The 23,988-nt window shown below is 68.1% G+C and carries 17 protein-coding genes; 8 read left to right on the plus strand and 9 right to left on the minus strand.

All coding sequences use genetic code 11. From position 1 onward, the window contains the following. Nucleotides 1–40: 40 nt before the first annotated feature. On the minus strand, nucleotides 41–3,043 hold the full coding sequence (locus GV792_RS23090; RefSeq protein WP_163826389.1) for a UPF0182 family protein: 3,003 nt from the start codon (nucleotides 3,041–3,043) through the stop codon (nucleotides 41–43). Between the two features lie 276 nt (nucleotides 3,044–3,319). Here GV792_RS23090 and GV792_RS23095 point away from each other — a divergent pair, with 276 nt between their 5' ends. Further along, nucleotides 3,320–3,901 carry a PPA1309 family protein gene (locus tag GV792_RS23095; protein WP_375154308.1) on the plus strand — a complete coding sequence of 194 codons (582 nt, stop codon included), beginning with the start codon at nucleotides 3,320–3,322 and terminating at the stop codon, nucleotides 3,899–3,901. A gap of 18 nt (nucleotides 3,902–3,919) precedes the next feature. On the opposite strand, the gene GV792_RS23100 is transcribed toward GV792_RS23095, so the two are convergent. After that, entirely contained in the window at nucleotides 3,920–4,945 is a 1,026-nt protein-coding gene (locus GV792_RS23100) for a YlbL family protein (protein WP_175582986.1), read from the minus strand. Nucleotides 4,946–5,117: 172 nt separating this feature from the next. Between GV792_RS23100 and GV792_RS23105 the strand changes: the two genes are divergently transcribed. The 3 genes from GV792_RS23105 (at nucleotide 5,118) to GV792_RS23115 (ending at nucleotide 8,945) form a co-directional block, all read left to right on the plus strand. Continuing rightward, nucleotides 5,118–6,545, plus strand: coding sequence for a zinc-dependent metalloprotease (locus GV792_RS23105; protein WP_163826390.1), 1,428 nt, complete (start codon nucleotides 5,118–5,120; stop codon nucleotides 6,543–6,545). A gap of 119 nt (nucleotides 6,546–6,664) precedes the next feature. Next, on the plus strand, nucleotides 6,665–7,525 hold the full coding sequence (locus tag GV792_RS23110) for a hypothetical protein (protein ID WP_256668068.1): 861 nt from the start codon (nucleotides 6,665–6,667) through the stop codon (nucleotides 7,523–7,525). A 76-nt stretch (nucleotides 7,526–7,601) separates the two neighbouring features. After that, entirely contained in the window at nucleotides 7,602–8,945 is a 1,344-nt protein-coding gene (locus GV792_RS23115) for an ABC1 kinase family protein (RefSeq protein ID WP_163826391.1), read from the plus strand. A 237-nt stretch (nucleotides 8,946–9,182) separates the two neighbouring features. On the opposite strand, the gene GV792_RS23120 is transcribed toward GV792_RS23115, so the two are convergent. The 3 genes from GV792_RS23120 to GV792_RS23130 form a co-directional block, all read right to left on the minus strand. Further along, nucleotides 9,183–9,506, minus strand: a complete 324-nt coding sequence (locus tag GV792_RS23120) for a WhiB family transcriptional regulator (protein ID WP_163826392.1) — start codon at nucleotides 9,504–9,506, stop codon at nucleotides 9,183–9,185. A gap of 138 nt (nucleotides 9,507–9,644) precedes the next feature. Further along, nucleotides 9,645–9,971, minus strand: a complete 327-nt coding sequence (locus GV792_RS23125) for a hypothetical protein (protein WP_163826393.1) — start codon at nucleotides 9,969–9,971, stop codon at nucleotides 9,645–9,647. Nucleotides 9,972–10,077: 106 nt separating this feature from the next. Next, nucleotides 10,078–12,234, minus strand: coding sequence for an ATP-dependent DNA helicase UvrD2 (locus GV792_RS23130; protein WP_163826457.1), 2,157 nt, complete (start codon nucleotides 12,232–12,234; stop codon nucleotides 10,078–10,080). A gap of 149 nt (nucleotides 12,235–12,383) precedes the next feature. Here GV792_RS23130 and GV792_RS23135 point away from each other — a divergent pair, with 149 nt between their 5' ends. Beyond that, entirely contained in the window at nucleotides 12,384–12,614 is a 231-nt protein-coding gene (locus tag GV792_RS23135) for a mycoredoxin (RefSeq protein ID WP_163826458.1), read from the plus strand. Nucleotides 12,615–12,631: 17 nt separating this feature from the next. Here GV792_RS23135 and nudC read toward each other — a convergent pair whose 3' ends face one another. Then, entirely contained in the window at nucleotides 12,632–13,531 is a 900-nt protein-coding gene (nudC, locus tag GV792_RS23140; protein ID WP_163826394.1) for an NAD(+) diphosphatase, read from the minus strand. A 33-nt stretch (nucleotides 13,532–13,564) separates the two neighbouring features. After that, the gene (locus GV792_RS23145; RefSeq protein ID WP_163826459.1) at nucleotides 13,565–14,590 is read right to left on the minus strand and encodes a potassium channel family protein; all 1,026 of its coding nucleotides are present in this window, start codon (nucleotides 14,588–14,590) and stop codon (nucleotides 13,565–13,567) included. Between the two features lie 219 nt (nucleotides 14,591–14,809). Here GV792_RS23145 and GV792_RS23150 point away from each other — a divergent pair, with 219 nt between their 5' ends. Beyond that, the gene (locus GV792_RS23150; protein WP_163826395.1) at nucleotides 14,810–15,220 is read left to right on the plus strand and encodes a DoxX family protein; all 411 of its coding nucleotides are present in this window, start codon (nucleotides 14,810–14,812) and stop codon (nucleotides 15,218–15,220) included. Here GV792_RS23150 and GV792_RS23155 read toward each other — a convergent pair. Next, entirely contained in the window at nucleotides 15,180–18,581 is a 3,402-nt protein-coding gene (locus GV792_RS23155; protein ID WP_163826396.1) for an ATP-dependent helicase, read from the minus strand. The two genes, GV792_RS23150 and GV792_RS23155, sit on opposite strands and share 41 nt — an antisense overlap. Next, nucleotides 18,578–22,675, minus strand: coding sequence for a PD-(D/E)XK nuclease family protein (locus tag GV792_RS23160; RefSeq protein ID WP_445738781.1), 4,098 nt, complete (start codon nucleotides 22,673–22,675; stop codon nucleotides 18,578–18,580). Before GV792_RS23160 ends, GV792_RS23155 begins: the two co-directional genes overlap by 4 nt. 181 nt (nucleotides 22,676–22,856) lie before the next feature. On the opposite strand from GV792_RS23160, the gene GV792_RS23165 reads away from it, so the two are divergent. Both GV792_RS23165 and GV792_RS23170 read left to right on the plus strand, forming a co-directional pair. Then, the gene (locus GV792_RS23165; RefSeq protein ID WP_163826397.1) at nucleotides 22,857–23,633 is read left to right on the plus strand and encodes an alpha/beta hydrolase; all 777 of its coding nucleotides are present in this window, start codon (nucleotides 22,857–22,859) and stop codon (nucleotides 23,631–23,633) included. After that, nucleotides 23,633–23,944 carry an MGMT family protein gene (locus GV792_RS23170; RefSeq protein WP_375154307.1) on the plus strand — a complete coding sequence of 104 codons (312 nt, stop codon included), beginning with the start codon at nucleotides 23,633–23,635 and terminating at the stop codon, nucleotides 23,942–23,944. Before GV792_RS23165 ends, GV792_RS23170 begins: the two co-directional genes overlap by 1 nt. Nucleotides 23,945–23,988 lie beyond the last annotated feature (44 nt).

Genomic DNA, 23,988 nt, shown 5'->3' on the forward strand with positions numbered 1-23,988 from the left:
GGCACGGGCTCCCCGTGCCCTCGACCCGCGGATCAACCGATCAGCGTCCGGCGTCCTGGTAGGCCTTCACCGCGGCTTCCAGCTCGTCGAGCGCCTTACCGAAGTCGGAGAAGTTGCCCGTCCGCATTGCGGTGCGCACCGCCTCGATCCTGCGGTTCAGTTCGGCGGCCGCGGCATCCTGGGCTCCTGAGGAACCCGCTGGTGGCGGCGGTGTCGAACCTTCGACCGGCGGAGGTCCGCCATTCTCCGCAGGCGGCGGCGTCGAGCCCTCGACCGGCGGCGCGGTCCCCGGCTGCGGCCGGATCGCCGGATCACCGCCCGGCGGCGTCGCCAGTGCACCCGCACCCGGCAGGACCTGGTTCAGCGCTTCGGCCAACGTCGAGGCATAACCGACCTTCACACTGCCCGCCTGGTCGCGGTAGCTGACCAGCACGCGCAGCAGCTGCGGGAAGGTCGCGGTGTTCGGGCCGGTATTGCGTTCGTTGTAGAACGGCTCGACGTACAGGATGCCGCCGTCGGCGACCGGCAGCGTCAGCAGATTGCCGTATCTGATCTTGTTCGAGTTGGACAGCAGCGTCTTCTCCTGCGAGACCTGTGGCGCTGTCGTCATCGTGTTCTGCGTCTGCTGCGGACCCTGGGTCTGGGTGTCGGTCGGCAATTGCAGGATCCGGAACTTGCCGTACCCCTCCGGATCGGACCGCACCGAGATGTAGGCCGACAGGAACTGCCGGTTGTAGCCCACCATCGCGCTGGTCAGGTTGAACACCGGCTTGCCGGTCTCCGGATCACCGAGCAGCACGTAGTACGGCGGCTGGCTGGCCGTCACGCCCTCGACGGTCGGATCGGCGGGCACCGACCAGAACGCGTTGTTGGTGAAGAATTCGCGCGGATCGTCGACGTGGTACTTGGTCAGCATGTCGCGCTGCACCTTGAACAGGTCCTCCGGATACCGGAAGTGCTCGCGCAGCTCGGGGCTGATCTCGCTCTCCGACTTCACGGCGTCCGGGAACACCCCGCGCCAGGCTTTGAGCACCGGATCCGAGGAGTCCACCTCGTACAGGTTCACCGTGCCGTCATAGGCGTCGACAGTGGCCTTGACCGAGTTGCGGATGTAGCTGACCTCCTTGCGTGGCAGCAGCCTGCCGGTCTTGCGGTCGATGCTGTCCTCGACCGCGCCTTCCAGCGAGGAGATCTGGGCGTAGGGGTAGTTGTCCAGCGTGGTGTAGGCATCCACGATCCAGACGATCCGGCCGTCGACGACCGACGGATAGGTGTTGCCGTCGGTGGTCAACCACGGCGCGACCTTCTGCACCCGGTCGCGCGGGTCGCGGTTGTACAGGATCTTGGAGTCCTCGCCGATCGCCGAGGAGAACAGGATGTTGCGCTCGGCGTACTTGGCCGCGAAAGCCAGGCGATTGAACCAGTTACCGATCGGCACGCCACCGGTGCCCTCATAGGTGTAGCGGGCGTCGTCCTTGTCGTATTCGCGAGGCGCCTCGCCCTCGACAGCGCCGACGATCGCGTAGTCCGGGTTGGACTGCGAGATCAGTTCGCCGTAGTAGATGCGTGGCTGCTCGACCTTGATGCGCTGATCGTCCGGCTTCGTGAACAGGTCACTGACCATGAAGATCGGATAACCGGAGTCGCTACTGCCGCCAGCAGCGTTGGGATCATCCGATTGCGGCCGGTTGACGCGGTTGGCGGGCGCGGCGACGAAGCCGTTGCCATGGGTGTAGACGGTGTGCTTGTTGATCCAGTCGGTCTGGTTGCCGGTCAGCGAGGACGGCGACAGTTCACGTGCACCGACGATGAAATCCTGGACCTGACCGTTGATGGTGTAGCGGTCGATATCCAGTGACTCCGGGAAGCCGTAGAAGTTCTTCAGCTGACGCAGCTGGGTGAACGTCGGCGACAGGATGTTCGGATCGAGCAGCCGCGCGTTGGCGATGGTGGCGTTATCGACCGGAATGCTGGCCGGGTTCTTACTGCTCTCACCGGAATACGGGACGTAGTCGATCTTGTCATCTGTGATCCCGTAGGCCTTGCGGGTAGCGGCGATGTTTCGCTCGATGTACTCGCTTTCCTTCTCCGCGGCGTTCGGGCGCACCGAGAACTGCTCGACCATCAGCGGCCATACCGCACCGACCAGCACCGACGACAACACGAGCAGGGCCGCGGCCATGGCGGGCACCCGCAGATCGCGCAGCACGATACCTGCGAAGAACGCGACCGCGCAGATGATGGCGATCGACATCAGGATCAGCTTGGCGGGCAGCACCGCATTGATGTCGGTGAAGGAGCCACCGTTGAAGGTTGGCTCCTTACGGCTGCTCATGAGCAGTTCGTAGCGGTCGAACCAGTACGCAATGGCCTTGAGCAGCACAAAAGTTCCGGCCAGTACCGCGAGCTGGATACGCGCAGCATTGGTGAGGGTGCCCTCGCGACCGGACAGGCGCAGGCCGCCGAACACGTAGTGGGTCACCAGATTCGCGAAGAACGCGATGACGATGGCGACGAACAGCCAGTTCAGGATCATCCGGTAGAACGGCAGATCGAAGGCGTAGAAGCCGACATCGAGATTGAACTGCGGGTCGGTCTCACCGAAGGAGCCGCCGTGCAGGAACAACTGAACGGTAACCCAATTCGACTGCGCCACCAGGCCGGAGAGCACGCCGAGCAGCACCGGGATCCCGATGCCGAACAGCTTCAGCCTGCTCATCACGGTCGTGCGATAGCGCGCGATGGGGTCGTTGGGCCCCGCAGTGGGTACGAACACGGGCCGGGAGCGGTACGCCAGCAGCAGCGCACCCCACACCACCAGCCCGACGAACAGCCCCACCACGGCGAAGATCAAGATCCTGGTCCACAGGACCGTGACGTAGACGCCACGGAAGCCGACTTCGCCGAACCACAGCCAGTTCGTATAGGTGTCGACCAGTCGTGGTCCCACCAGTAGTAGCGCCGCCAGAACGACGGCCGCCACCAGCAGCACACGGCTGCGGCGGGACAACGAAGGTAAGCCCGAGGGGGGCCGCATGCCCACGATGCCACTCTCCAAGGTCCGGCGGCGCCAACGCCTGCACGCCGCAGTCCGATGTTGCGGATGGTCCGATTCGGACCGTTGGCGCCCACTCTACGGAAAATCGGACACCGCGCAGATGGCAGGGCGGTATCCGGTGCCGCTGCGCAAGCCGAAGGCAAGCAGCGGCACCGGAAACGCGAGACACAAGGGGGCCGCGAACACGCGGTGCCTCAGGCGGCGCACAACAAACACAGCCCCGCGAACACTCGGTGCCGCAGGCGGCGCAAAATAGACACAGTGAGCGCTGACCTGCATGCCGAAGTGGTGTTGTCCCGTGCCGTCCGGGAGGTGGCCGAATTCGTCGACTCCGAAGGGTGGGGACGTCCGCCGCAGATGTTCGCGCTGGTGCCGACTGCCGATCTGGTGGCCGCTGAGCCGGGGCTCATCGATCAGGTGGATGCCGGTGACGAACTCACTCCGGTCGCCCAGGAACCGTTCCCCGAGGACGTGACCGGTGGCTCGATTGCGCTGGAGGAAGTCCTGGCCACCACGAGCTGGCCACCCGCGGTCGCCGGATGCGTGCTGGTGCAGGAGATCGTGGTGCTGCCGCCGACTGCCGAGAGCACCCTCGATGACGCGTTGACGCCGCTGCTCGCCGATGACGATGCGGCCGACGCCGCCGGGCGCGCCGCCGCCCACTCCCATCCGGAACGCCGGGAGGCCCGGTTGTTCGCGGCGGCCCTTCGGGCGGGCACCACCCTGTGCCTGTTGCAAGTGCGTCCCGACGACGACGCCGACGAGTTCGCCGACCTCGAACTGCGGACCTACCCGAACCTGGCCGCGAATGTGGCCGAGGCCCTGCGGCACACGCTGGACTGAGCCCGCGCGGCGTCCCGTCTAGCCGCAGCCGACCGTCGGACGTCCGGCACTGAGATCCTCGAGCGACTGCACGGCGCCGGCGAGGTTGTCCACCTTCACCAGGCGCAGGCCGTCCGGGGTGCGCTGCCTGGCCTCGTTGCAGTTGGCGGCCGGGACAAGGAAGGTCTCGGCGCCCGCCTCGCGCGCGGCCATCATCTTGTACTGGATGCCGCCGATCGGGCCGACCTTGCCGTCCTGATCGATCGATCCGGTGCCTGCGATGAACGTGCCGCCGTCGAGTTCACCGGGAGTGAGCTTGTCGATAAGGGCGAGGCTGAACATCAGGCCCGCGGATGGTCCGCCGATATCGGCCAGATTGAACGTGACCTCCATCGGCGGACGTGCGCCCGCACCGGGCGTGACACCGAGATAGCCCTTGTTCGGGTCGTCCTCGCGGGCGCCAAGCGTCACGGTGACGGTCTGCTCGGCACTCCCGCGACGGGTCACCATGGTGACCTCGCTGCCAGGAGGCAGTTTTCCGATGGCGTCGACCACGTCCTTGGGTTCGACCATCGGGACGCCATTGATGCTGACGATCTCGTCGCCTTCTTCCAGCACCGCCGTGGCCGGTCCGTTGTCGGCAACTGTGCGAGCAAGCACCGCGGTGGGCAGGTCGAGGAAGTTCATCGTCGCGATCTCGGCGTTGCTCTCGGAGTCCTTGAAGTCCTGCTGGTTGGACTTATCGATCTCCTCCCGCGACACACCGGGCGGATAGACCTCCGAGCGTGGGACGAGCCCGTGCTCACCGCTGAACCAGAAGCCGATCGCCTCGAAGATATTGAGCCCGTCGCGCACCGACACCGTCGTCATATTGAGGTTTCCGGTCGTCGGATCCACCTCCACACCGGTGACGTCGACGACCTGTTTGCCGTCCACTTCGCCAAGAGTGTTGAACGTCGGCCCGGGGCCGAGAGCGACGAAGGGCACGTTGAACCAGTTCCCCGCGACGCCCAGCACGAGCACCGGGAGCAGCGCGGCGAGCAGAGTGATGATCCGACGATTCACGCGGCCAACAGTAGCGATCGCGGCGGCCACGGGGCGGCACCGGCGGAGATTTCGCGGTTCGCGGGTGCTCGGATCGACCGTCGTGAGAGTGCTCACGCGTGCGCGCGGCCACCGCGCCGATTTCGCGGCGCGCGAACATCGCCGCCGGTCCACGCCGCGTAACGTAATGGGTATGAGTGACCACCCGTTCGGATTCTCGAACCGCGACGACGACGATGACCGCAAACGCGGCGATGAGCCGAGCGGTCCCGGCGCGGGCGACCCGTTCGGCTTCGGCATGGCCGGTTCCGGTGCGGGTGGATTCGATCCCGCCCAGCTCGGACAGATGCTGACGTCGCTCGGCCAGATGCTCAGCGGTATGGGTCAGGGAATGGCCCAGCCGGGCTCGGAACAGAGCGGTCCGGTCAATTACGACGTCGCCAAGCGGCTGGCCCGTCAGCAGCTCGGTGCGAGTGTCACCCCGGTGTCCGCGGGCACCGCCAGTGCCGTTACCGACGCCGCACACCTGGCAGAGCTGTGGCTCGATGGTGCGACAACTCTGCCCGCCGGCGCGACCAAGACCGCCGCGTGGACAGCCAACGACTGGATCGAGGAGACCCTGCCGACCTGGCAGCGGTTGTGCGATCCGGTGGCGCAGCAGATCTCCGGCATGTGGACGGCGAACCTGCCCGAGGAGGCCAAGCAGTTCGCGGCGCCGATGATGGGGATGCTCGGCCAGATGGGTGGACTGGCCTTCGGTTCGCAGCTCGGCCAGGCGCTCGGTCAGCTCGCCAAGGAGGTGTTGACCTCCACCGATATCGGCCTGCCGCTGGGTCCCGCGGGCACCGCCGCCCTGCTGCCCGCCGCCATCTCGGAGTTCAGCGCGGGTCTGGAGCAGCCCGAGAGCGAGATCATGGTGTTCCTCGCTGCCCGCGAGGCGGCCCATCAGCGTCTGTTCGGGCATGTGCCGTGGCTGCGGCAGCAGGTGCTCGGCGCGGTCGAGGACTACGCGCGCGGTATCAAGATGGACTTCTCGGCGCTGGAGGAGGCGGCCCAGGGCATCGATCCGATGTCGCTGACCGATCCGAGCAAGCTCGAGGAAATCCTGTCCAAGGGCACGTTCGAGCCGCAGACCACGCCCGAGCAGAAGCAGGCGCTGGAACGGCTGGAGACACTGCTCGCCCTGATCGAGGGCTGGGTGCAGGTCGTGGTGTCCGAGGCCGTCGGCGAACGGCTGCCCGGTGCTGGTGCACTGGCCGAGACGCTGCGCAGGCGCCGCGCCACCGGTGGCCCGGCCGAGCAGACATTCGCCACTCTGGTGGGTCTGGAGCTGCGGCCGCGCAAACTGCGTGAGGCGGCGGCACTATGGCAGCGGTTGACCACCGATGCTGGGATGGAGGCGCGCGACGGTATCTGGGCCCATCCCGATCTGCTGCCCGATGCCAGCGATCTGGACTCCCCCGTAGGCTTCATCGATGCGGTGATCGGCGGCGGCACGAATGCTTTCGACGATCCACTGGCGCAGCTGGCCGAAACCGAGGCGCGCGAACGCGACGAACGCAACAAGGCCGGTGGAACGGGCGATAAGCCAGGCGAATCCGGCGGCGACACCGCCTCCTGAGCACGGGATCCACCGAGCCGACAGGGTCGCCGCGTCGGGCGATCGACGCGGCGGCGCCCTGTGGATAACTCCGGTTGTCGTCCCGGTTCGGCTGTGGGCGGATCCGCATACTGCTCGCCATGACATCGCTGTGCTTGCGCGGGCCGATGCTGCACCCGCACTTGCTGATCCTGACCCGGTCCTCCGGTGCGGTTCAACTCGGCTGGAATCCTGATTCCGCGCGTCAGCTCGCGGTCCCCGGCCTCGACCCCGATACCGTCCTGCAGTTCTTGCAGCTGCTCGATGGGTTACGTACTCGTCCACAGATCATGTGGCTGGCAAGCGAACTCGGTATCGGTGCACACCGCGCGAGCGAGCTGCTGGCCACACTCGACGACGCGGCGTTGCTGGTGTATCCCGACGCCCCTGCCGGTCGCGTCCGTCGAGTCCGGATCCACGGGCTCGGCCCGCTTTCTGATGCGGTCACAACGGGGCTGCGCCGGTTCGGGCTGCGGCCACAGCGGTCCCGCGGCCCGCGCATCGACCTACGCCAACGACCGGATCTGGTGCTGCTGACCGACACGCTCGTCCCGGACCCCCGTTTGATCGAGCAATTGCTGCGCGCACGGATCGCCCATCTTCCGGTGCGCTTACGTGACGGTGCCGGTCTGGTCGGGCCGCTGGTGCAGCCGGGGCGAACCAGTTGCCTGCGCTGCGCCGACCTGCTGCGCGCGGACTACGACCCGGACTGGCCACGCCTGGCCGCGCAACTGCTCGGCCGGGTCGGACACGCCTCCCGCTCCGGAATCGAGGCCACCGCGGCGCTGGCGCTGCGCGAACTGGAGTCGATCATCGCGTGTTCGGCCCGGCGGCCACCGGCCGTTCTGGAGGCTCAGCTGGAGCTGGATCTGGATTCGTACCGGCTCGACATCCGGCACTGGGCGCCACACGCGCGCTGTGTTTGTCGGCACATCCGTCCCGGTACCGAGGGTTCGATGTGACGCGCACCACTCCGAAAGCGGGATTCTCAGTGGATTTCAATGGCACAGCAGCGGCCCGGTCGGCCATGATGGGTACGTGTCCGAGATCGTGCGCCGCAGCTCCTCCCGCAATGCGAAGTTAGCCAAGATTCCCCTCGGGATCGCTGGACGAGCCGCCGTAGGTTTCGGCAGGAAGCTGGCCGGGGGCGATAAGGGCGAGATCAACGCGAAGCTGAACCAGAAGGCTGCCGAGCAGCTGTTCACCGTCCTCGGCGAGCTCAAGGGCGGCGCGATGAAGTTCGGCCAGGCGCTCAGCGTCATGGAGGCCGCAGTCCCCGAGGAGTTCGGCGAGCACTATCGGGAAGCGCTGACCAAGCTGCAAGCGGCGGCGCCACCGATGCCGATCGAGACTGTGCATCGGGTACTCGATCAGCAGCTCGGCACCCAGTGGCGGACCCGCTTCCACTCCTTCGACGACTCGCCCGCTGCCTCCGCGAGTATCGGCCAGGTGCACCGAGCGGTGTGGTCGGACGGTCGCGCCGTCGCGGTGAAGGTGCAGTATCCGGGTGCCGACGAGGCGCTGCGCGCTGATCTGAAAACGCTGTCGCGGATGACCGGACTCATCTCATCGGTGATTCCCGGCGCCGATGTGAAGCCGATCCTCGCCGAGATCACCGAGCGCACCGAGGAAGAGCTCGACTATCGCAACGAGGCGAACAATCAGCGCGCCTTCGCCAAGGCCTTCGACGGCCACCCGGAATTCGTTGTACCCAAGGTGGTGGCCAGCGCACCGAAGGTGATCGTCACCGAATGGCTCGACGGCACAGCGGTTTCCGCGATCATCGCCGCGGGCAATGCCGATCCCGAAGGCACTCGCGAACTCCGTAACCGGGTCGCCACCCTGATGGGCCGATTCCATTTCTGCTCACCCGAACTGGCCGGGCTCCTGCATGCCGACCCGCATCCGGGCAACTTCATGGTGACCCCGGAGGGCAAACTCGCCGTGATCGACTTCGGTGCCTGCGCACCGCTGCCCAACGGCTTTCCCGAATTGCTCGGCCGGATCCTGGCGTTGGCGGTCGATGAAGAGTTCGAGGAGCTCACCGCACTGTTGCACGACAACGGATGGGTGATCCCCGGACGGGTCATCACCCATCAGGAGATCGCCGACTATCTGCGGCCGTTCACCGATCCGATCAAGTCCGATTCCTTCCACTTCACCCGCAAGTGGATGCAGCGTGTGGCCGGGCGTGCCTCGGACTTCAACAGCCCGGAGATGAAGACAGCGCGTGCGCTGATGCTGCCGCCCGACCATGTGATGATCTTCCGGGTGCTCGCAGGCTCGATCGGTATCAGCGCCCAGCTCGACGCCGAGGTGCCGTTCATGCAGCTGGCAGCGACCTGGATGCCCGGATTCCGGGAACAGCGCGACAGCGCGTAAGTGGCCAACCCGAAAACTCAGCTACCCCAACGATAAACAAAGAACCCGCCGATCACCGGCGGGCGCAACCCGATACAACGGCCGGTCACACCTCACATTTCGAGCGAAGCGAGACCGAGCACAGTTCGCGGCCCGTCTCGCGTTTCCGCTGCCGCTGCTCGAGCCGAAGGCAAGCGGCGGTAGCGGAAACGCGAGACACCAAGGGGCCGCGAACACGCGGTGCCGGAGGCGCCGCAATTAAACACAGGCAACAACCTTGCGGGGGCGACCACGGGGCCGCTTGCGGGCGATCACGACACCCTGGTCGAAGATCTCCCCACCCCACACGCCCCACGGCTCACGGCGATCCATGGCTGCGCTCAGGCAGCCCTTACGGATCGGGCAGGATGCGCACAGCGCCTTGGCCTGCTCCAACTGGACCGGGCTCTCAGCGAACCACAGGTCCGGGTCCCCGGCCCGGCACGGCACGGTGGTGGTGACCTCCTGGTCACGGGGAGCGGTTGCCACGGTTCGGCATGTCACGTCAGTAGTGGCCGTCGGCCAGCTCTCTGCGGTGAACACGTCGTTCTCCTTCAGCTCGTTTGCAGCGGTTCGGTGTCGTTCATTCCGCGAAACCGGGGCTGCCGGCTGAAGGGCCGGAGAAATATGGCCACGGTTTCGCTTCGTGCGATCCGTGGCCAGGAGGTCGGGGAGAGTTCCCTACCTAGGTCGACATCTGTGTCGAGTCCTGATCACGGACGCTGGGTGTGCGTTGCGGAGGCGTGCTGCCAGCAGCTGCACCGGCTCATTACCGGTTTCGGCTGCGTAGGCGCCGACGACTGCGGGTGCAGCGGCCAGATGCCAGTCCGCGCTGGGCTTGTCCTGCGGATCGATGAGAATCGGGGTGAGCGTGTTATCCACGTGTGTGCCGAATGCACCGACGCCGGACAGACCGATCCCCTGCATGGCGAGGATCCCCCGGGAGGCAGAAACAGCCGACAAGGACACGTCGGTCCCGATCACGTCGAATGCTGTGATGCTGTTCATTTCGTCTGCCTCCCTCCTGTACTCGTAATCTGTCTGAACTGTCCGCGCCGAGATACCCTCCCGGTGCGTGCTTCCCACCGTATGCGATCTCGGAAGAACCGACAACCTATTTTCTACCTGCGGTTTTGTGATTCGTTGCGGTGCGGGACCTGACCAATGCGATGACGTCGGCACCGTACTGTTCGATCTTGCGCGGTCCGATACCGGAAATCGCGGCGAGCGCTGCATCGTCGGTGGGTAGCTGTTCGGCGATAGCCGTGAGGGTCGTGTCGGTGAACACACTGAACTCCTTCAGCCGCTGGTCCTGTGCCTTCTCCGCGCGCCACTCGTGCAGCGCGGCAAGCAGTTCGACGTCGAGTTCGGCCGGGCATCTGCGGCAGCGGCCGAGCATCGTGGAATAGGTGCCGATCAGCGGTTTGGCGCAGACCCGGCACAGCGGGCGGGTGCCGTCGGCGGAACGGTCGGTCGAGGGTGCGGCAATGCGGGACGCCGGGGAATCGTCGGGGACGAGCCCGTTGAGGAAGCGGGAGCGGCGCCGGGTCCGACGACCACCCGCGTTGCGCGCCAGGGCCCACGACAGCTGCAAATGCTCGCGTGCCCTGGTCACACCGACGTAGAGCAGGCGACGTTCCTCCTCCAGGGCGGCCTGATCGGCGACGGATCCGTCATCGGCGAGGACGTGCGCGATCGGCAGCGTGCCATCGGAGAGGCCGACCAGGAAGGTGGCATCCCATTCCAGCCCCTTGGCGGCATGCAAGGATGCCAAGGTGACGCCCTGGACCGTCGGTGGGTGCCTGGCCTCCGCGCGCGCGGCGAGCTCGCGCAGCAACCCCGGCAGGTCGAGGCGCTCGTCGTGAGTGGTGAGCTCCTCGGTGAGCTGGACCAGCGCGACCAGCGACGACCACTTCTCCCGAGCCTGCGCCCCCGTGGGTTCGGTGGCGGTGAGCCCGAGCGGGGCGAGCACGGCACGAACCAAGGTGACCAGGGCATCGCCGGTGCGCGCCTGGTCGGGCAGGTCGTCGCGCGCGGCGGCCTGCCGCAGCGCCTGCACGGCCTGGCGGACCTCGGCGCGGGTGAAGAAACCTTCGCCGCCGCGCACCTGGTAGGGGATGCCGCGTTCGGTCAGCGCCTGCTCATAGGTTTCCGATTGCGCGTTGATCCGGTAGAGCACCGCGATCTCGGCCGCAGGGGTACCGGCGGCGATGAGTTCGGCAATGGCGCGCGCGACCCCTGCCGCCTCGGCGGGGACATCGTCGTATTCGGCGAAGGTCGGCTCTGGCCCATCGGCGCGCTGGCCGATCAGCTGCAAGCGGGTGCCTGCGATGCGTCCGCGGGCCATCCCGATCACCCGGTTCGCCAACGACACCACCTGGGGTGTCGAGCGGTAGTCGCGCTCGAGTCGGACGACGGTGGCGTCGGGGAATCGACGCGAGAAATCCAGCAGGTGAGCGGGGCTCGCGCCGGTGAACGAGTAGATGGTCTGGTTGGCGTCGCCCACGACGGTGAGATCGTCGCGCTCGCCAAGCCAGGCGTCGAGCACCCGCTGCTGGAGTGGGGTGACGTCCTGGTATTCGTCGACGACGAAACACCGGTAGCGGCCGCGGAATTCGTCGGCAACGGCGGGATAGTCCTCGAGCGCCGCCGCGGTGTGCAGCAGTAGGTCGTCGAAATCGAGCAGCAGCCCGTCCGGTGTGGTCTTGAGTGCTTCGTAACCGGTGTAGACCTGCGCGATCCGGTTCGCGTCGAACGGAGCGTCGCGGTGGTGACGGGCCACCGCCGCCGGATAGTCCTCGGGGGCGATGAGCGAGGATTTCGCCCATTCGATCTCGCTGAGCAGATCGCGCACGCTTTCGGTGCCCGATGGCAGGCCGGCACGGTGGGCGGCCTGCGCGACCACCGGGAACTTGCTGTCGAGCAATCGCCACGGCACATCGCCGACGACCTGCGGCCAGAAGTAGCGCAGCTGACGTAGCGCGGCGGCGTGGAAGGTGCGCGCCTGCACCTGGTTGGCCTCACCGCCGAGGCCGAGCGCCCGCAGCCGCCCGCGCAGCTCCCCCGCCGCCCTGGCGGTGAAGGTCACCGCGAGCACCTGATCGGCCTTGACCTGCCCCGCGGCGACCAGATGCGCGATCCGATAGGTGATGGTCCTGGTCTTGCCGGTGCCAGCGCCTGCGAGCACACACACCGGCCCCCGCGGTGCCCGCACGGCGGCGGCCTGCTCGGGGTCGAGGGCGGTGAGGTCGAGTGCGGGCACGCGCTCCATCATGTCAGCGCACACCGACAGCGGGGCGGCTGCCATGTCACCGGCCTGCCGACCGCGCGGACTGCCCATCCTCCGGTGGGCCCCGCCGGAACAGGAACGGCGCATCGGGCGTTGCACGATCCGTGACCGAGCAGAACATCGACCTGACCATGTACTCGACCACCTGGTGCGGCTACTGCCGCAGGCTGAAGAAGCAGCTGGATGAGGCGGGAATCACCTACGCCGAGATCGATATCGAGCAGGACCCCGCGTCCGCCGAGTTCGTCGGCAGCGTCAACGGCGGCAATCACGTGGTCCCGACGGTGAAGTTCGCCGACGGTTCGACGGCGACCAATCCGTCGCTGGCCCAGGTCAAGCAGGCGCTGGCCGCCATCTCCTGAGATAGCGATCACCGCGCTCAGTCGAGCGCGGCCCAGGACTCCACAATGGTGCGGGCGATCGAGATCGAACCAGGCAGCAGCAACCTGGCACCCTCCGAACGCGTCGACCAATCGCCCGCGTCCAGCGCCGCCCGCACTTCGGCGCGGGTGAACCAGTGCGCGTCGGCGATCTCGCCGTCGGAGAAGACCAGCGGCTGATCGGGGTCGGCGACCGCACTGAATCCCAGCATCAGCGAGCGCGGGAACGGCCACGGCTGGCTGCCGAGATAGTGGATGTCACCGACATCGAGGCCGACCTCTTCGCGCATCTCACGTTCCACGCAGCGCTCCAGCGATTCGCCCGCCTCCACGAAGCCTGCGAGCAGTGAGAACAGCGTCTCTGGCCAGCTGTGCTGCCGGGCAAGCAGCACCCGATCGCCGCCGTCGTGGATCAGGCAGATCACCGCCGGGTCGATGCGCGGGAATTCCTCGAACCCTGTCTCGGTGGAGCGTGACCAGCCACCCTTGACCGACAGGGTAGGGGTGCCATCGGCCGCGTGATAACCGGCCTTGTCGTGCCAGTTGAGCAATGCCAGCGCGGTGGACAGCAGGCCCGCGGTGAAATCGTCGACGGTGGCGGCCATAGCGCGCAGGTCCAGCAGCGATCCGGCGAGTTCGGCATCGCGCACCGCCCACAGATGCACACCATCGGCGATACCGAGGAACACCGCCGCCGGATCCGGTTCGGCGGCCAGCTCGACGGCGGAGCCGAAGACCAGCGCACCCTCGTCGAAGCGCACTTGGCCGCGCCGGTTGATCCGCAGCAGTTTGGCGGTGGACCAGCCTTCCTTCAACGCCTGCGGGTCGGCGCGCACCTCCTCGGCCCGATCGACGGCGGAACGAGACAGCAGCGGAACGCTATTGAGCTGGAATGCCACAACCCGAGCTTAGTGGAGAGCTGCCGGGTGAAATCAGCGCCCGGCGCGGCGCAGATACAGCAGCTTGTCGCCGTGGTCGAGCGCATCGACCTCCGGTTCGCCGACCCTGATCAATTCGCCCGCACGCACGACACCGAGCACGATATCGCTGAGATGGCGCGGGGAGCCGCCGACCTCACCGGGATCGACCTCGCGTTCGGCCACCGCGAATCCTTGCTCCGGGGTGAGCAGATCCTCGATCATCTCCACCACCGTCGGCTTGGTGGTCGCGATGCCGAGCAGCCTGCCCGCGGTCTCGGAGGACACCACCACCGAATCGGCCCCCGACTGCCGCAGCAGGTGGGTGTTCTCGGCCTCACGGATGGAGGCCACGATCTTGGCGCTCTTGGTGAGTTCACGTGCTGTCAGCGTGACCAGCACCGCGGTGTCGTCGCGGTTGGTGGCGACCACGATGGACGAGGCGTTCTGTACACCGGCCAGCCGCAGCACATCCGACTGGGAGGCCGAGCCCTGCACGGTGACCAGACCGGCGTTGGCCGCCGCTTCCAGCGCGACGGAGTCGGTGTCGACCACGACGATCTCCGACGGCGACGCCCCGTCACCGATCATGGCGTCGATCGCGGTGCGGCCCTTGGTGCCGTATCCGATGACGACGGTGTGATTGCGCACGCTGTGCCTCCAACGCTGAATCTTGAATGCCTGGCGGGACCGTTCCGTCAGCACGCTGAGCGTGGTACCGACGAGCACGATGAGGAACAGCACGCGTAGCGGGGTGATGACGATGATGTTGATCAGTCGCGCCAGCGGGGTCACCGGCGAGATGTCGCCGTATCCGGTGGTCGACAGTGACACCGTCGCGTAGTACAGCGCGTCAAGGAACGACAGTGGATTCTCGGAGGCGTCACGGTAGCCGTCGCGGCCGATGTACACCACCAGCGCGGCGCCGAACAGCAGTCCGATCGCGAACAGCACCCGGCGCGTCAATGAGGTCCATGGGCTGGCTTGCGCTTCGGGGATGCGCAGCACACCCACGAGAGCGAAGTCCGGCTTGTCGGTCATCCGCCCCAGCCCACTGCGCGCGCGGTCACCCAGATCATCGAGCAACGCACTCACCGCTCCCTGATTCCCCGGCGCCGATTCCGGCCGAATTCACCGGCTCCGGCATAATTTCTCCCTCCGGCACAGCACCGGAGCCTACCCGGTCGGCCCACCGGACGACGGTCTCGACGCGACGGACGACGGCAGACGCAGCCGGGCCTGCCGCTTAGAGTGGGGCGCATGGCCGTTTCCGAGTCCGTCGAACCCGATACCAGCCGTAGACCGGCGCTCGCTCTGGCCGCGTTGTTGTTCGGCTCAGGCGTGCTGCATTTCGTGGTGCCCAAGCCCTACGACTCGATCGTGCCGCACAAGCTGCCCGGCCGCGCCCGCACCTACACCTACGTCTCCGGTGTGGCCGAACTCGGTGTGGCCACCGCGCTGGCCGTGCCGCGCACCCGGCGCCTCGGCGGACGACTAGCGGCCGCGTTGTTCGTCGCGGTGTTCCCGGCGAATGTTCAGTTCACGGCGGATTCGCTGAGGAGCTCGAAGGCCGGATGGCCGGTGAAGCTGATCTCGGTGCTGCGGCTGCCGCTGCAAATTCCGTTGATCACTAGCGCGCTCGCGGTGAGTCGTCGGGCGCCGCGGATCTGATCAACTCGGTCAACTCGCTCGCGCCGGGCAGATCGGCAGGCGCGACGGTGCGACCGCTGCGAACGTAGTGGAACGCGGCGCCGATCCGATCGAGCAGCTGCTCCGGATCCGCGCCGGTGCGCGCCGCCATCAGCCGAGCCCAGGCCAGCCGATACACCGCCAGCTGCACGGCGACGGCGGGCTCGTCGGCGGCGTTCGGTTCGGCGCCGGTCTTCCAGTCCAGGACGGTCCACCGGCCGTCCGGTTCGGCGAAGACCGCGTCCATCCGGCCTCGGATCACGGTGCCCGCGATGGTTGTTTCGAAGGGGACCTCCACCTCGATGGGGCTGCGGTGCGCCCAGCGCGAGGACAGGAACGACTCCTGCATGCGAGCCAGCTCCACGTCGGCACTGTCGACGGTGTCGGCGGCGCCGGGTAGTTCATCCAGGCCGAGCAGGCGATCGGCGGCGAACCACCGCTGCACCCAGGCGTGGAAGGCGGTGCCGCGCCGGGCCAACGGGTTCGGCGGATAGGGCAGTGGACGACGCAGCCGCGCCGCCAGCCTGGCCGGATCGGCCCGCATCTCCACCAGCGCGGTCGCAGGCAGTCTGGTGGGCAGTTCCACTTCTTCGGCAACCACACTGGCACTGCGGTGCTCGGCCAGCAGTGCCTCGACATCGGCGGCCCAGCCGTCGGGGTCGTCGCCGTCGACGTCATCCGGTGCGGCCCCGGCCGATGGGTCCGCCGCGAGTTCGGTCATGGCGGCCCGGACCAGCCGCGCGCCCTGTTCGATCGGGTCGCGGCGCCTGCCGAGCGGGTCGCGCGGCCAACGCGCGGTGGCAGGGTTGTCGGTGAACGGATTGACCGCCTCCGGGTCCGGCGGATCGTCCCAGCGGGCGAGTTCGGCGGCACCGTAGGCGGGGCTGTCGGTGTTCTCGTTCGCCTGCTTCAGTTCGAGCAGGAACTCCGAGGGTCCCTTGACCGACGGGCTGGTATCGGACCAGTAGTGGCCCGAAACCAGCAGTACTCGTTCGGTTCTGGTGAGCGCGACGTAGAACAGCCTGCGGTCCTCGTCGAGGCGGCGGCGGTCAAGCGCGGCCTTGTGCGCCTTGATGGCGCGGTCGAGATCGGAGCGGTCGTAGAGGTCGGACAGGTCGAGCACCGGAACACCGTCGGCGCCATCGTCGTCGTGGGCACGGTCACCGCGCAGGGTCGTTGGTAGTTCGGCGAGGGCGCCGAGCCAGCTCCCGGAGGCCTTGCCCGACGGGAAGACATCGCGCACCACATGCGGTACGGCGACGATCTCCCATTCCAGTCCCTTGGCCGCATGCACGGTGAGCACCTGCACCCGGTCCTTGGCAACCTCCACCTCACCCGGTTCCAGTCCGTTCTCCACCGATTCGGCGGCGGTGAGGAAGGCGAGCAGCCCGCTCAGCGATGCGCCGGAATCGCCCGCATATCCGGCGACGACCTCGGCGAAGGCATCCAGATGTTCGCGCCCCGCTCCCGCACCGGACATCGCCCGCCTTGCCTGGGTCTCCACACCGACGCCGATGGTGCGTTCCACGTCGGCGACCAGCTCCGTCAGCGGCTGGCCGCTGCGTTCGCGCAGGGTGGCCAGTTCGCGGCCCAAGGCCACGATGCGCCGGAACCCGTCGGCCGAATACTGTTCCGGCGAACCAGGGTCGGCGATGGCGTCGGCGAGCCCGGCCTGTTCGGCCGGTTCGGGGGCGACCTCACGCAGCGCGACGGCCAGCGCGGCACCATCGGTGATATCGCCGGTACCCGCGGTGCCGCGACCGATGGACAGATCCCTGGCCCGGCGGGCGAGCGCGGACAGATCGGACACTCCGATCCGCCAGCGCGCGCCGGTCAGGATACGCACCGCCGCGCTACCCGCGCCTGGTTCGGCGATCAACCGGAGGGTGGCCACGATATCGGCGACCTCAGGGGTGGCCAGCAGCCCACCGAGGCCGACGATCTCCACCGGCAGCCCCTGCTCACGCAGCGCTTCGGCGATGGGCGCGGCATCGGCATTGCGGCGCACCAGGACCGCTGAGGTCGGCGGCTGCTCACCCGCGTCGTGCCGCGCGGCCCAGTCCGCCGCGATTCGGGTGGCGAACCATTCCCGTTCGTCGGCAACGGTGTCGGTGAGTGCGACAGCGACCTCGCCCGGTTCGGCGGCGGGCTTGGCGCGCAGGGCGTCAACGGTGACGCCGCCCCCCTCGATCGCCTTGCTGCGCAGTGGTTCCGCGACCAGGTTGGCCAACGCCAGCGCTTCGGGTGGGTTGCGCCAACTGGTCAACAGCGACAGTGTCGGTGCGGGTACACCCGGTGCGGTGGGGAAGTCGGCGGCGAACCGCGGGAGGTTCGCCGCCGAGGCGCCGCGCCAGCCGTAGATGGATTGCATGGGGTCGCCGACCGCGGTGACCGCCGGACGGTCGGTGCCGGAGCCGTGCCCGCCGAACAGTGCGGCCAGCAGGATGCGCTGGGCATGGCCGGTGTCCTGATACTCATCGAGCAGGACCAGCCGGAAACGGGCGCGTTCGGCGATACCGACCTCGACATGCTCGGCCGCGAGCCGCGCCGCCAGCGACATCTGCGCACCGAAATCCAGTGCGCCGCGTCGCCGCAACGCCTCGGCCAGCTGCCGTACCAGCGGCAACAGCGCCACGCGCTCGCGCTGCACCTTCAGTATCTTGAGCAGTTCCTGGCTCGGCCCGCCGCGTTGGCGCGGACCCGCGGGCAGGGTATGCACCAACTTCTCCAGTTCGGTGTGCGCCTCGGCGAGGTCCTCCGGCTCCACCAGATGTTCGGCGAGCTGACCGGACAGCGCCAGCACCGCCTCGGTCACCGAGACGGGCGTGCGTTCGGTGTCGAGATCGGCGTCCCAGGCGCGCACCACCTGATGCGCCAACTGCCACAGCTGGGTTTCGGTGAGCAGCGTCGCCGACGGCTCGACCGGCAGCAGCAGACCGTGCTCGGTCAGCAGCCTGCCCGCATACGAGTGGTAGGTGCTGATCTCCGGTTCCGCGCCCGCAAGCGACGCACGCAATCCGCCGGTCGGATCGAGTTCCCGCAGCAACGGTGCCCCCGCGAGCCGGGCAAGGCGGGTCCGGATACGGGTGGTCAACTGCTGCGCTGCTTTTCGAGTGAACGTCAGGCCGAGGACCTCATCGGGCAGCACCAGCCGATTGGCCACCATCCAGACCACCCGCGCCGCCATCGTCTCGGTTTTGCCCGCACCCGCACCCGCCACGACCAGCGTCGGGCCGGGCGGTGCCGCGATCACCGCGGCCTGCTCGTCGGTGGGTGGGGGCAGACCGAGTGCCTCGGCGAGCTGCCACGGCGTGACCCGGGCGCGTACGCTTCGCTCACTCATTCGTCGGTCACCTGGCGTCCGGTGTCCTGAACCGGGCAGCTGCCCGCGACGGCGCAGTGGCGGCAGCCGTCATTGCGCATGGCGAGGTAGCTGGGGCCTTTGGTCGCCGCGGCGGCATCGTGGATGGTGCCGCGCCAGGTGTGCAGGGCTTCGCCGTCGAGCGGTTGCTGGGTGCGCTGGGTCGCGCCGTCCTTGGTGCTTGGCTTGGCGACGTAGACGAGGCGGGCGCCGCCTGGTTCGCCGAGTTCGAGGGCGGGATGCGGGTTGTTGCCGGGTTCAGCGGCGTCGATTCGGCCGGGTACGTCGTTCTGGCCGGGGTCGTTGCCAACGGCGGCACCGGAACCGGAATGTCCTTCATCTGCCGGCACGTCGTCGAATTCGCGCCACGCACGGTCTGATTCGTCAGAATCAGCGTCGAGCGCGCCGAACGCGGCGGCAACCTGGTAGGTGGCCAACTGCGCGTGGTCCTCAACGGCCTTGACCGAGACAGGGTTCTTGCCGGTCTTCACATCGACGATGACGAAGCGCCCCTGCCCATCACGTTCGAGCCGGTCGACGCGGCCGCGGATGCGCACCGGAGGTTCGTCATCGGCGCGTGGCGGCAACACACAGTCCACGGGCACCTCGATACCGACCTGGGTGAGCTCGCCGCGAGTGTTGTCGACCCAGGCCAGAAAGGTTTCCAACATGGCTTCGGTGCGGCGGCGCTCCTGCCGGGAATGCCAGCCCGCGTCTGCGTCGACCGACTGCCAGACCGCGTGCAGCGCTGCCCGCACCTGAGCGGTCGGCACCTTCCCCGCCAATGCCTGGACCAGCGTGTGCACCAGATTGCCCTTGACCGCGTGTGGGTTGTCGCCATCGGTGCCGCCGTGCCGTTCCAGCGCCCAGCGCAGCGGGCAGGTGCGCAACAACTCGACCGTCGACGGTGACAGGGCCACTGCGGATTCGTCGTCGTCCCACAGAGGCTGTTCGGTACTGAGTTCGGCGATGCCGTACCAGTCGTCGGGGCCGGTGCCGCGCACACCCGCCTCCGCCAAGCGGGCCAGATGCCGTGCGGCGCGGCGTTTGCGGTCCGGGTCGGCCTCGGGATCGCAGACCACACCGCGCAATTCGGCCACCAGTGACCCCATGACCAGTGCGCGACCGGGATCGGCCACCGGGAGCGCGCCCGGTTCGCTGTCGTCGTCATGGCCGAGCAGTTCGGCGAGGAACCGTGACGGCACCAGATCGCGATCACCCGTCACCGACTCCACCGCCGTGACCAGCAAAGATCGCCGGGCACGGCTACACGCCACCAGCAGCAGCCTGCGCTCTTCGGCCAGGATCGGCGCCGCCCGACTGACCCGTTCGCCGTCGGTGAGAACGCCTGCCGCGACGTCGACCAGGTCCTCGGTATGCAGTAGCGTGCCGCGCGGACGCGGGTCCGGCCAGATCCCCTCCTGCACACCGGCGACCGCGACCACGTCCCATTCCCGGCCCGCGGCCGAGTGCGCGCTCAGCAGTTCCACCGCTTCGACGGGATTGGTTCTCACCGCGGCATCGTGCGGGATCTCCTGGTGCAGCAGGTATTCCACGAAACCCTCGATTCCGGCTCGCGGCAGCCGGTCGACGTAGGCGGCGGCGGCATCGAACAGCGCGACCGCCGCGTCCAGATCACGGTCGGCCTGCGCACCGGCGGCGCCGCCGCGTTCGGACTGCGCGACCCAACGCCGCTCCAGCCGCGCCCCGGTCCACAACGCCCACAGCACATCCTCGAGCCCACCTCCACGCCGCCGTGCTTTCCGTGCCCGCTCCAGCGCGGTCAGCACCCGCCGCAGCGGGGCCGACTCGACCTCGGTGAGCCCGGCGACGAGCCGCGCATCACCCACACCGAGCAGTAGGTCGCGGAGTACCTCGGCGGAAGATTGTTCCGAGGGCGAGTGCTCGGCGGCGGGCTCGGCCCTGAGGTCCGGCAGGTCGCCCTGGTCGGCGCCGGTCGGCGTGTTGTCGGCGCCGTCCTCATCGTCGGCGCGAACAGTCTGCACGCCATCGAGTTCCATTGGGCGTTCGAGGATCTCATTCTCGCTACCGGAATCGTTGTCCCAGTGTGCGTCTCGATCGTCGATGGGATCCGGAACAACATCGGTATCAGGCGTTTCCGCCGTGAGCCCGTAGCGGTCTTCTTCGCGATCGGGTGGGTCGATATCGATGCCGTACCAGTCGGCATCGGCCGACATCCTGGACGCCTGTTCGATCGTCCATTCCGGGGTGAGGTCGGCGCCGGCTGGATCCGGGGGTGGTGGGATGTCCTCCGGCTCCGGTGCCGGTTCGGCATTCGCCAAGGGGATATCGGCCGCGCGAGCGGCGACGACGCGTTCCAGATCGAGTGCGGTGCGGCGGATACCGCGGCGCAGGCGGCGCAGGGCGATCTGGTCGGCGCCGCCGAGGGGGCTGGACAGCAGATCCAGAGCGTCATCGGGAGTGAACATGGCCTCATGGCGATGCGGGCCCGCCATCGAGTCACCCGCCACGGACGCTTCCGAGGCGAGGATGGCTCGCAACGACGACAACATCCACGCGGCGCCGCGCCGACGGGCCAAGGGAGTGTCCAGCGCGGGCTGACGTACCGGAACACCGGCAGCCAGCAAGGCGCGACGCAAGGGCGGAAGCGACAGCGGCACCGAGCGCACCACCACCGCCATCCGCGACCACGGCACACCCTCGGTGAGATGGGCGCGACGCAGATGGTCGGCGATCAACGCCGCCTCCTTGGCCGGGGTGGCGAGCACCCTGACCCTGACATCGGCCCCCTGTTCAGGCGTGCGGACGTCATCGTTGCCCGGCCGTGGCCGCTGCGGTGCACTTCCGGGCAGTCTGGTGGCGACCCGGGCGACGGCCAGCCGCACCCCGGGTACCGCACGATGGTTGTCGCGCAGCACGATTCGCTGCCGGGCGGGCACGTCGAGGTCGAGCAGGAAGCGCGAATCCGCACCGCGGAAGGCGAACACGCCTTGATCGGGATCACCGGCGATCACGGTGACCGCTGCGCCCGCACTGAGAACTCGCACCAGCATCGCGGCCTGCGGATCCAGATGCTGGGCGTCGTCGACCAGTAGGTAGCGCAGCCGATCACGTTCCTCGGTCAGCAGATTCGCGTCGGTAGCCAGCGCGTCGAGCGCGGCGCCGACGAGTTCGGCGGCATTGAGCGCGGGCGCGGAGGCTTCCGGCGCCGCCACTCCCACCGACCAGCGCAGCAGCATCGCCTGTTCGTAACGCGCGGCGAAACTGCCCGCCGCCACCCACTCCGGCTTGTCGCGCTCACGGCCGAGCCGGACCAGATCCTCAGGGCCGAGACCACGCTCGGTGGACCGCAACATCAGATCGCGTAGCTGATCGGCGAACCCAGCGAGTCCCAGCGCCGGATGCAGGCGCTGCGGCCAGAGATTCGTCGCCCCCTCGGCGATATCCATCAGATCGCCACGCAACATCTCCCGCAGCACGGCATCCTGCTCCGAGCCGGTCAGCAAGCGCGGCGGCGGATTGCCATGGGCGACGGCGTGGCGACGCAGGACGGCGAAGGCATAGGAGTGGATGGTGCGAACCAGGGGTTCTCTGGTCGCGCCGGGAACACCGAGGAAGTGCGCCGGGTCGGTCTCTGGATCTGGGACCGGCGCGGCGGCTTCCGGAGCCAACCCGTGCCGAGGGGCCGCGCCGAGCGGGCTGATCTCCGGCTCCACGCCCGGCCACTCGAGTGCCGCATCCAGCTCATCGACCGCGAACAGGCCCTCCCCATCCCACGGCGCCTCCGGATCGGGTGGAGGTTCGAAGAGTGAATCATCGTGATCGGTGACGACCGCGCCGTAAGCCTTCTGCTCCCCCGCCGAGCTGCTCTCGGCCGGCGCCGACAATCGCGCGGTAATCGCGTCGCGCACCACCGCGGCCGCGTTCTTGGAGTGCGCGAGCAACAGCACCGACTCCGGATCGGCACCCGCGGCGATCCGATCGGCCGCCACATCGACCAGCAGCGAGGTCTTGCCGGCGCCCGGCCCGCCGAGTACCTGCCACATACCGTTCCCCGGCCGGACCGCGCCCGGATCGGCAGCGGCGGCGAACAACGCGCGAACGTCGGCGCCCCAGACCCTTGGCCCGGGCGCCGCCACCTTCCGGCGAACCAGCCGCACCGCGTTATCCGATCGCACCACGTGGGCTATTGCAACAGACGAGGCCGACACACCCGATGTCGGCGCCGCACCGCCTGGTGCTGCGCCCGAATCGGTCAACCGTCAAAATGTCACCGTGCCCCCACTTCACGTTCACCGTTTCGGCCCACGCACCGGCCCGGTGGTGCTCGCCCTGCACGGGGTGACCGGTCACGGCAGGCGCTGGGCCGATCTGGCCGAACGGTTCCTGCCCGATGTCCGGATCCTCGCCCCCGACCTGCGTGGACACGGCCGCTCGACCTCGCTGCCACCCTGGAATTTCGAGACGATCGTCCAGGATTTGGTCGAGCTGCTGGCCGAGGAGACCGACGAGCCGGTGGTACTGGTCGCGCATTCGTTCGGCGGCGCCTGCGCGTTGCATCTGGTGCGCAACCATCCGCAACTGGCCCGCGATCTGATCCTGCTCGACCCGGCCATCGCCCTCGACCCGACGCGGCTGCACGAGATCGCCGTGTCCACCCTTGCCTCCCAGGACTACGACGACGTCGAGCAGGCGCGGATGGACAAACTGCACACCGGCTGGGGGGATGTCGCCCCCGAGCTGTTGCGGGCCGAACTGGACGAGCACCTGATGCCCACCGCGAACGGGCGGGTCGGCTGGCGCATGAGCCTGCCCGCGATCAACTCCTACTGGGGACAGCTGGCCCGCCACTTCGTGTTGCCACCCGAAGATCTGCCGACGGTGCTCGTGCAGGCCATGAAGGTCGATCCCCCCTTCGTCACGCCGGAATTCCGTGAGGCCATCACCGCCCATATGGGCCGGCACCTGACCGTGCACGAATGGGACTGTGACCATATGGTCGCCCAGGCCTTGCCCGCGGAGACCGCGACGCTCATCCGCACCGTGCTCTGATGGCCACCTCCGACGCCGAGATCGAACGAGTCCGCGATCTGGTCGCGTCGATCCCACGCGGCCGGGTGGCCACATACGGCGACATCGCCGCGGCCGCCGGGCTGTCCACCCCGCGCACCGTCGGCTGGATCATGCGCACCGACTCCGCGGACCTGCCCTGGCACCGTGTCCTCGGCGCCGCAGGCCGTCCGGCATCTCACTTGGCGGACAAACAACTGCGCTTGCTCGCGTCCGAGGGCGTCCCGGTGCACGACGGCCGAGTGAATCTGCGAACCGTCCGATTCTCCTTCCCTGACGACCTCGCACCGTAGCGGTGTCGCCGGCCAGGCAGACCGTTCCCGCACAGAACCCCGGG

The organism is Nocardia cyriacigeorgica (assembly GCF_010868145.1).
Classification (GTDB): Bacteria; Actinomycetota; Actinomycetes; order Mycobacteriales; family Mycobacteriaceae; genus Nocardia; species Nocardia cyriacigeorgica_D.

Excerpts from the sequence above, each read along its gene's own strand:
- GV792_RS23105 (WP_163826390.1), top strand. The coding sequence starts at position 5,118 with ATGAGTGACCACCCGTTCGGATTCTCGAACCGCGACGACGACGATGAC.
- GV792_RS23110 (WP_256668068.1), top strand. The coding sequence starts at position 6,665 with ATGACATCGCTGTGCTTGCGCGGGCCGATGCTGCACCCGCACTTGCTG.
- GV792_RS23125 (WP_163826393.1), bottom strand. The coding sequence starts at position 9,971 with ATGAACAGCATCACAGCATTCGACGTGATCGGGACCGACGTGTCCTTG.
- GV792_RS23130 (WP_163826457.1), bottom strand. The coding sequence starts at position 12,234 with ATGGAGCGCGTGCCCGCACTCGACCTCACCGCCCTCGACCCCGAGCAG.
- GV792_RS23135 (WP_163826458.1), top strand. The coding sequence starts at position 12,384 with ATGTACTCGACCACCTGGTGCGGCTACTGCCGCAGGCTGAAGAAGCAG.
- GV792_RS23145 (WP_163826459.1), bottom strand. The coding sequence starts at position 14,590 with ATGACCGACAAGCCGGACTTCGCTCTCGTGGGTGTGCTGCGCATCCCC.
- GV792_RS23150 (WP_163826395.1), top strand. The coding sequence starts at position 14,810 with ATGGCCGTTTCCGAGTCCGTCGAACCCGATACCAGCCGTAGACCGGCG.
- GV792_RS23155 (WP_163826396.1), bottom strand. The coding sequence starts at position 18,581 with ATGAGTGAGCGAAGCGTACGCGCCCGGGTCACGCCGTGGCAGCTCGCC.
- GV792_RS23170 (WP_375154307.1), top strand. The coding sequence starts at position 23,633 with ATGGCCACCTCCGACGCCGAGATCGAACGAGTCCGCGATCTGGTCGCG.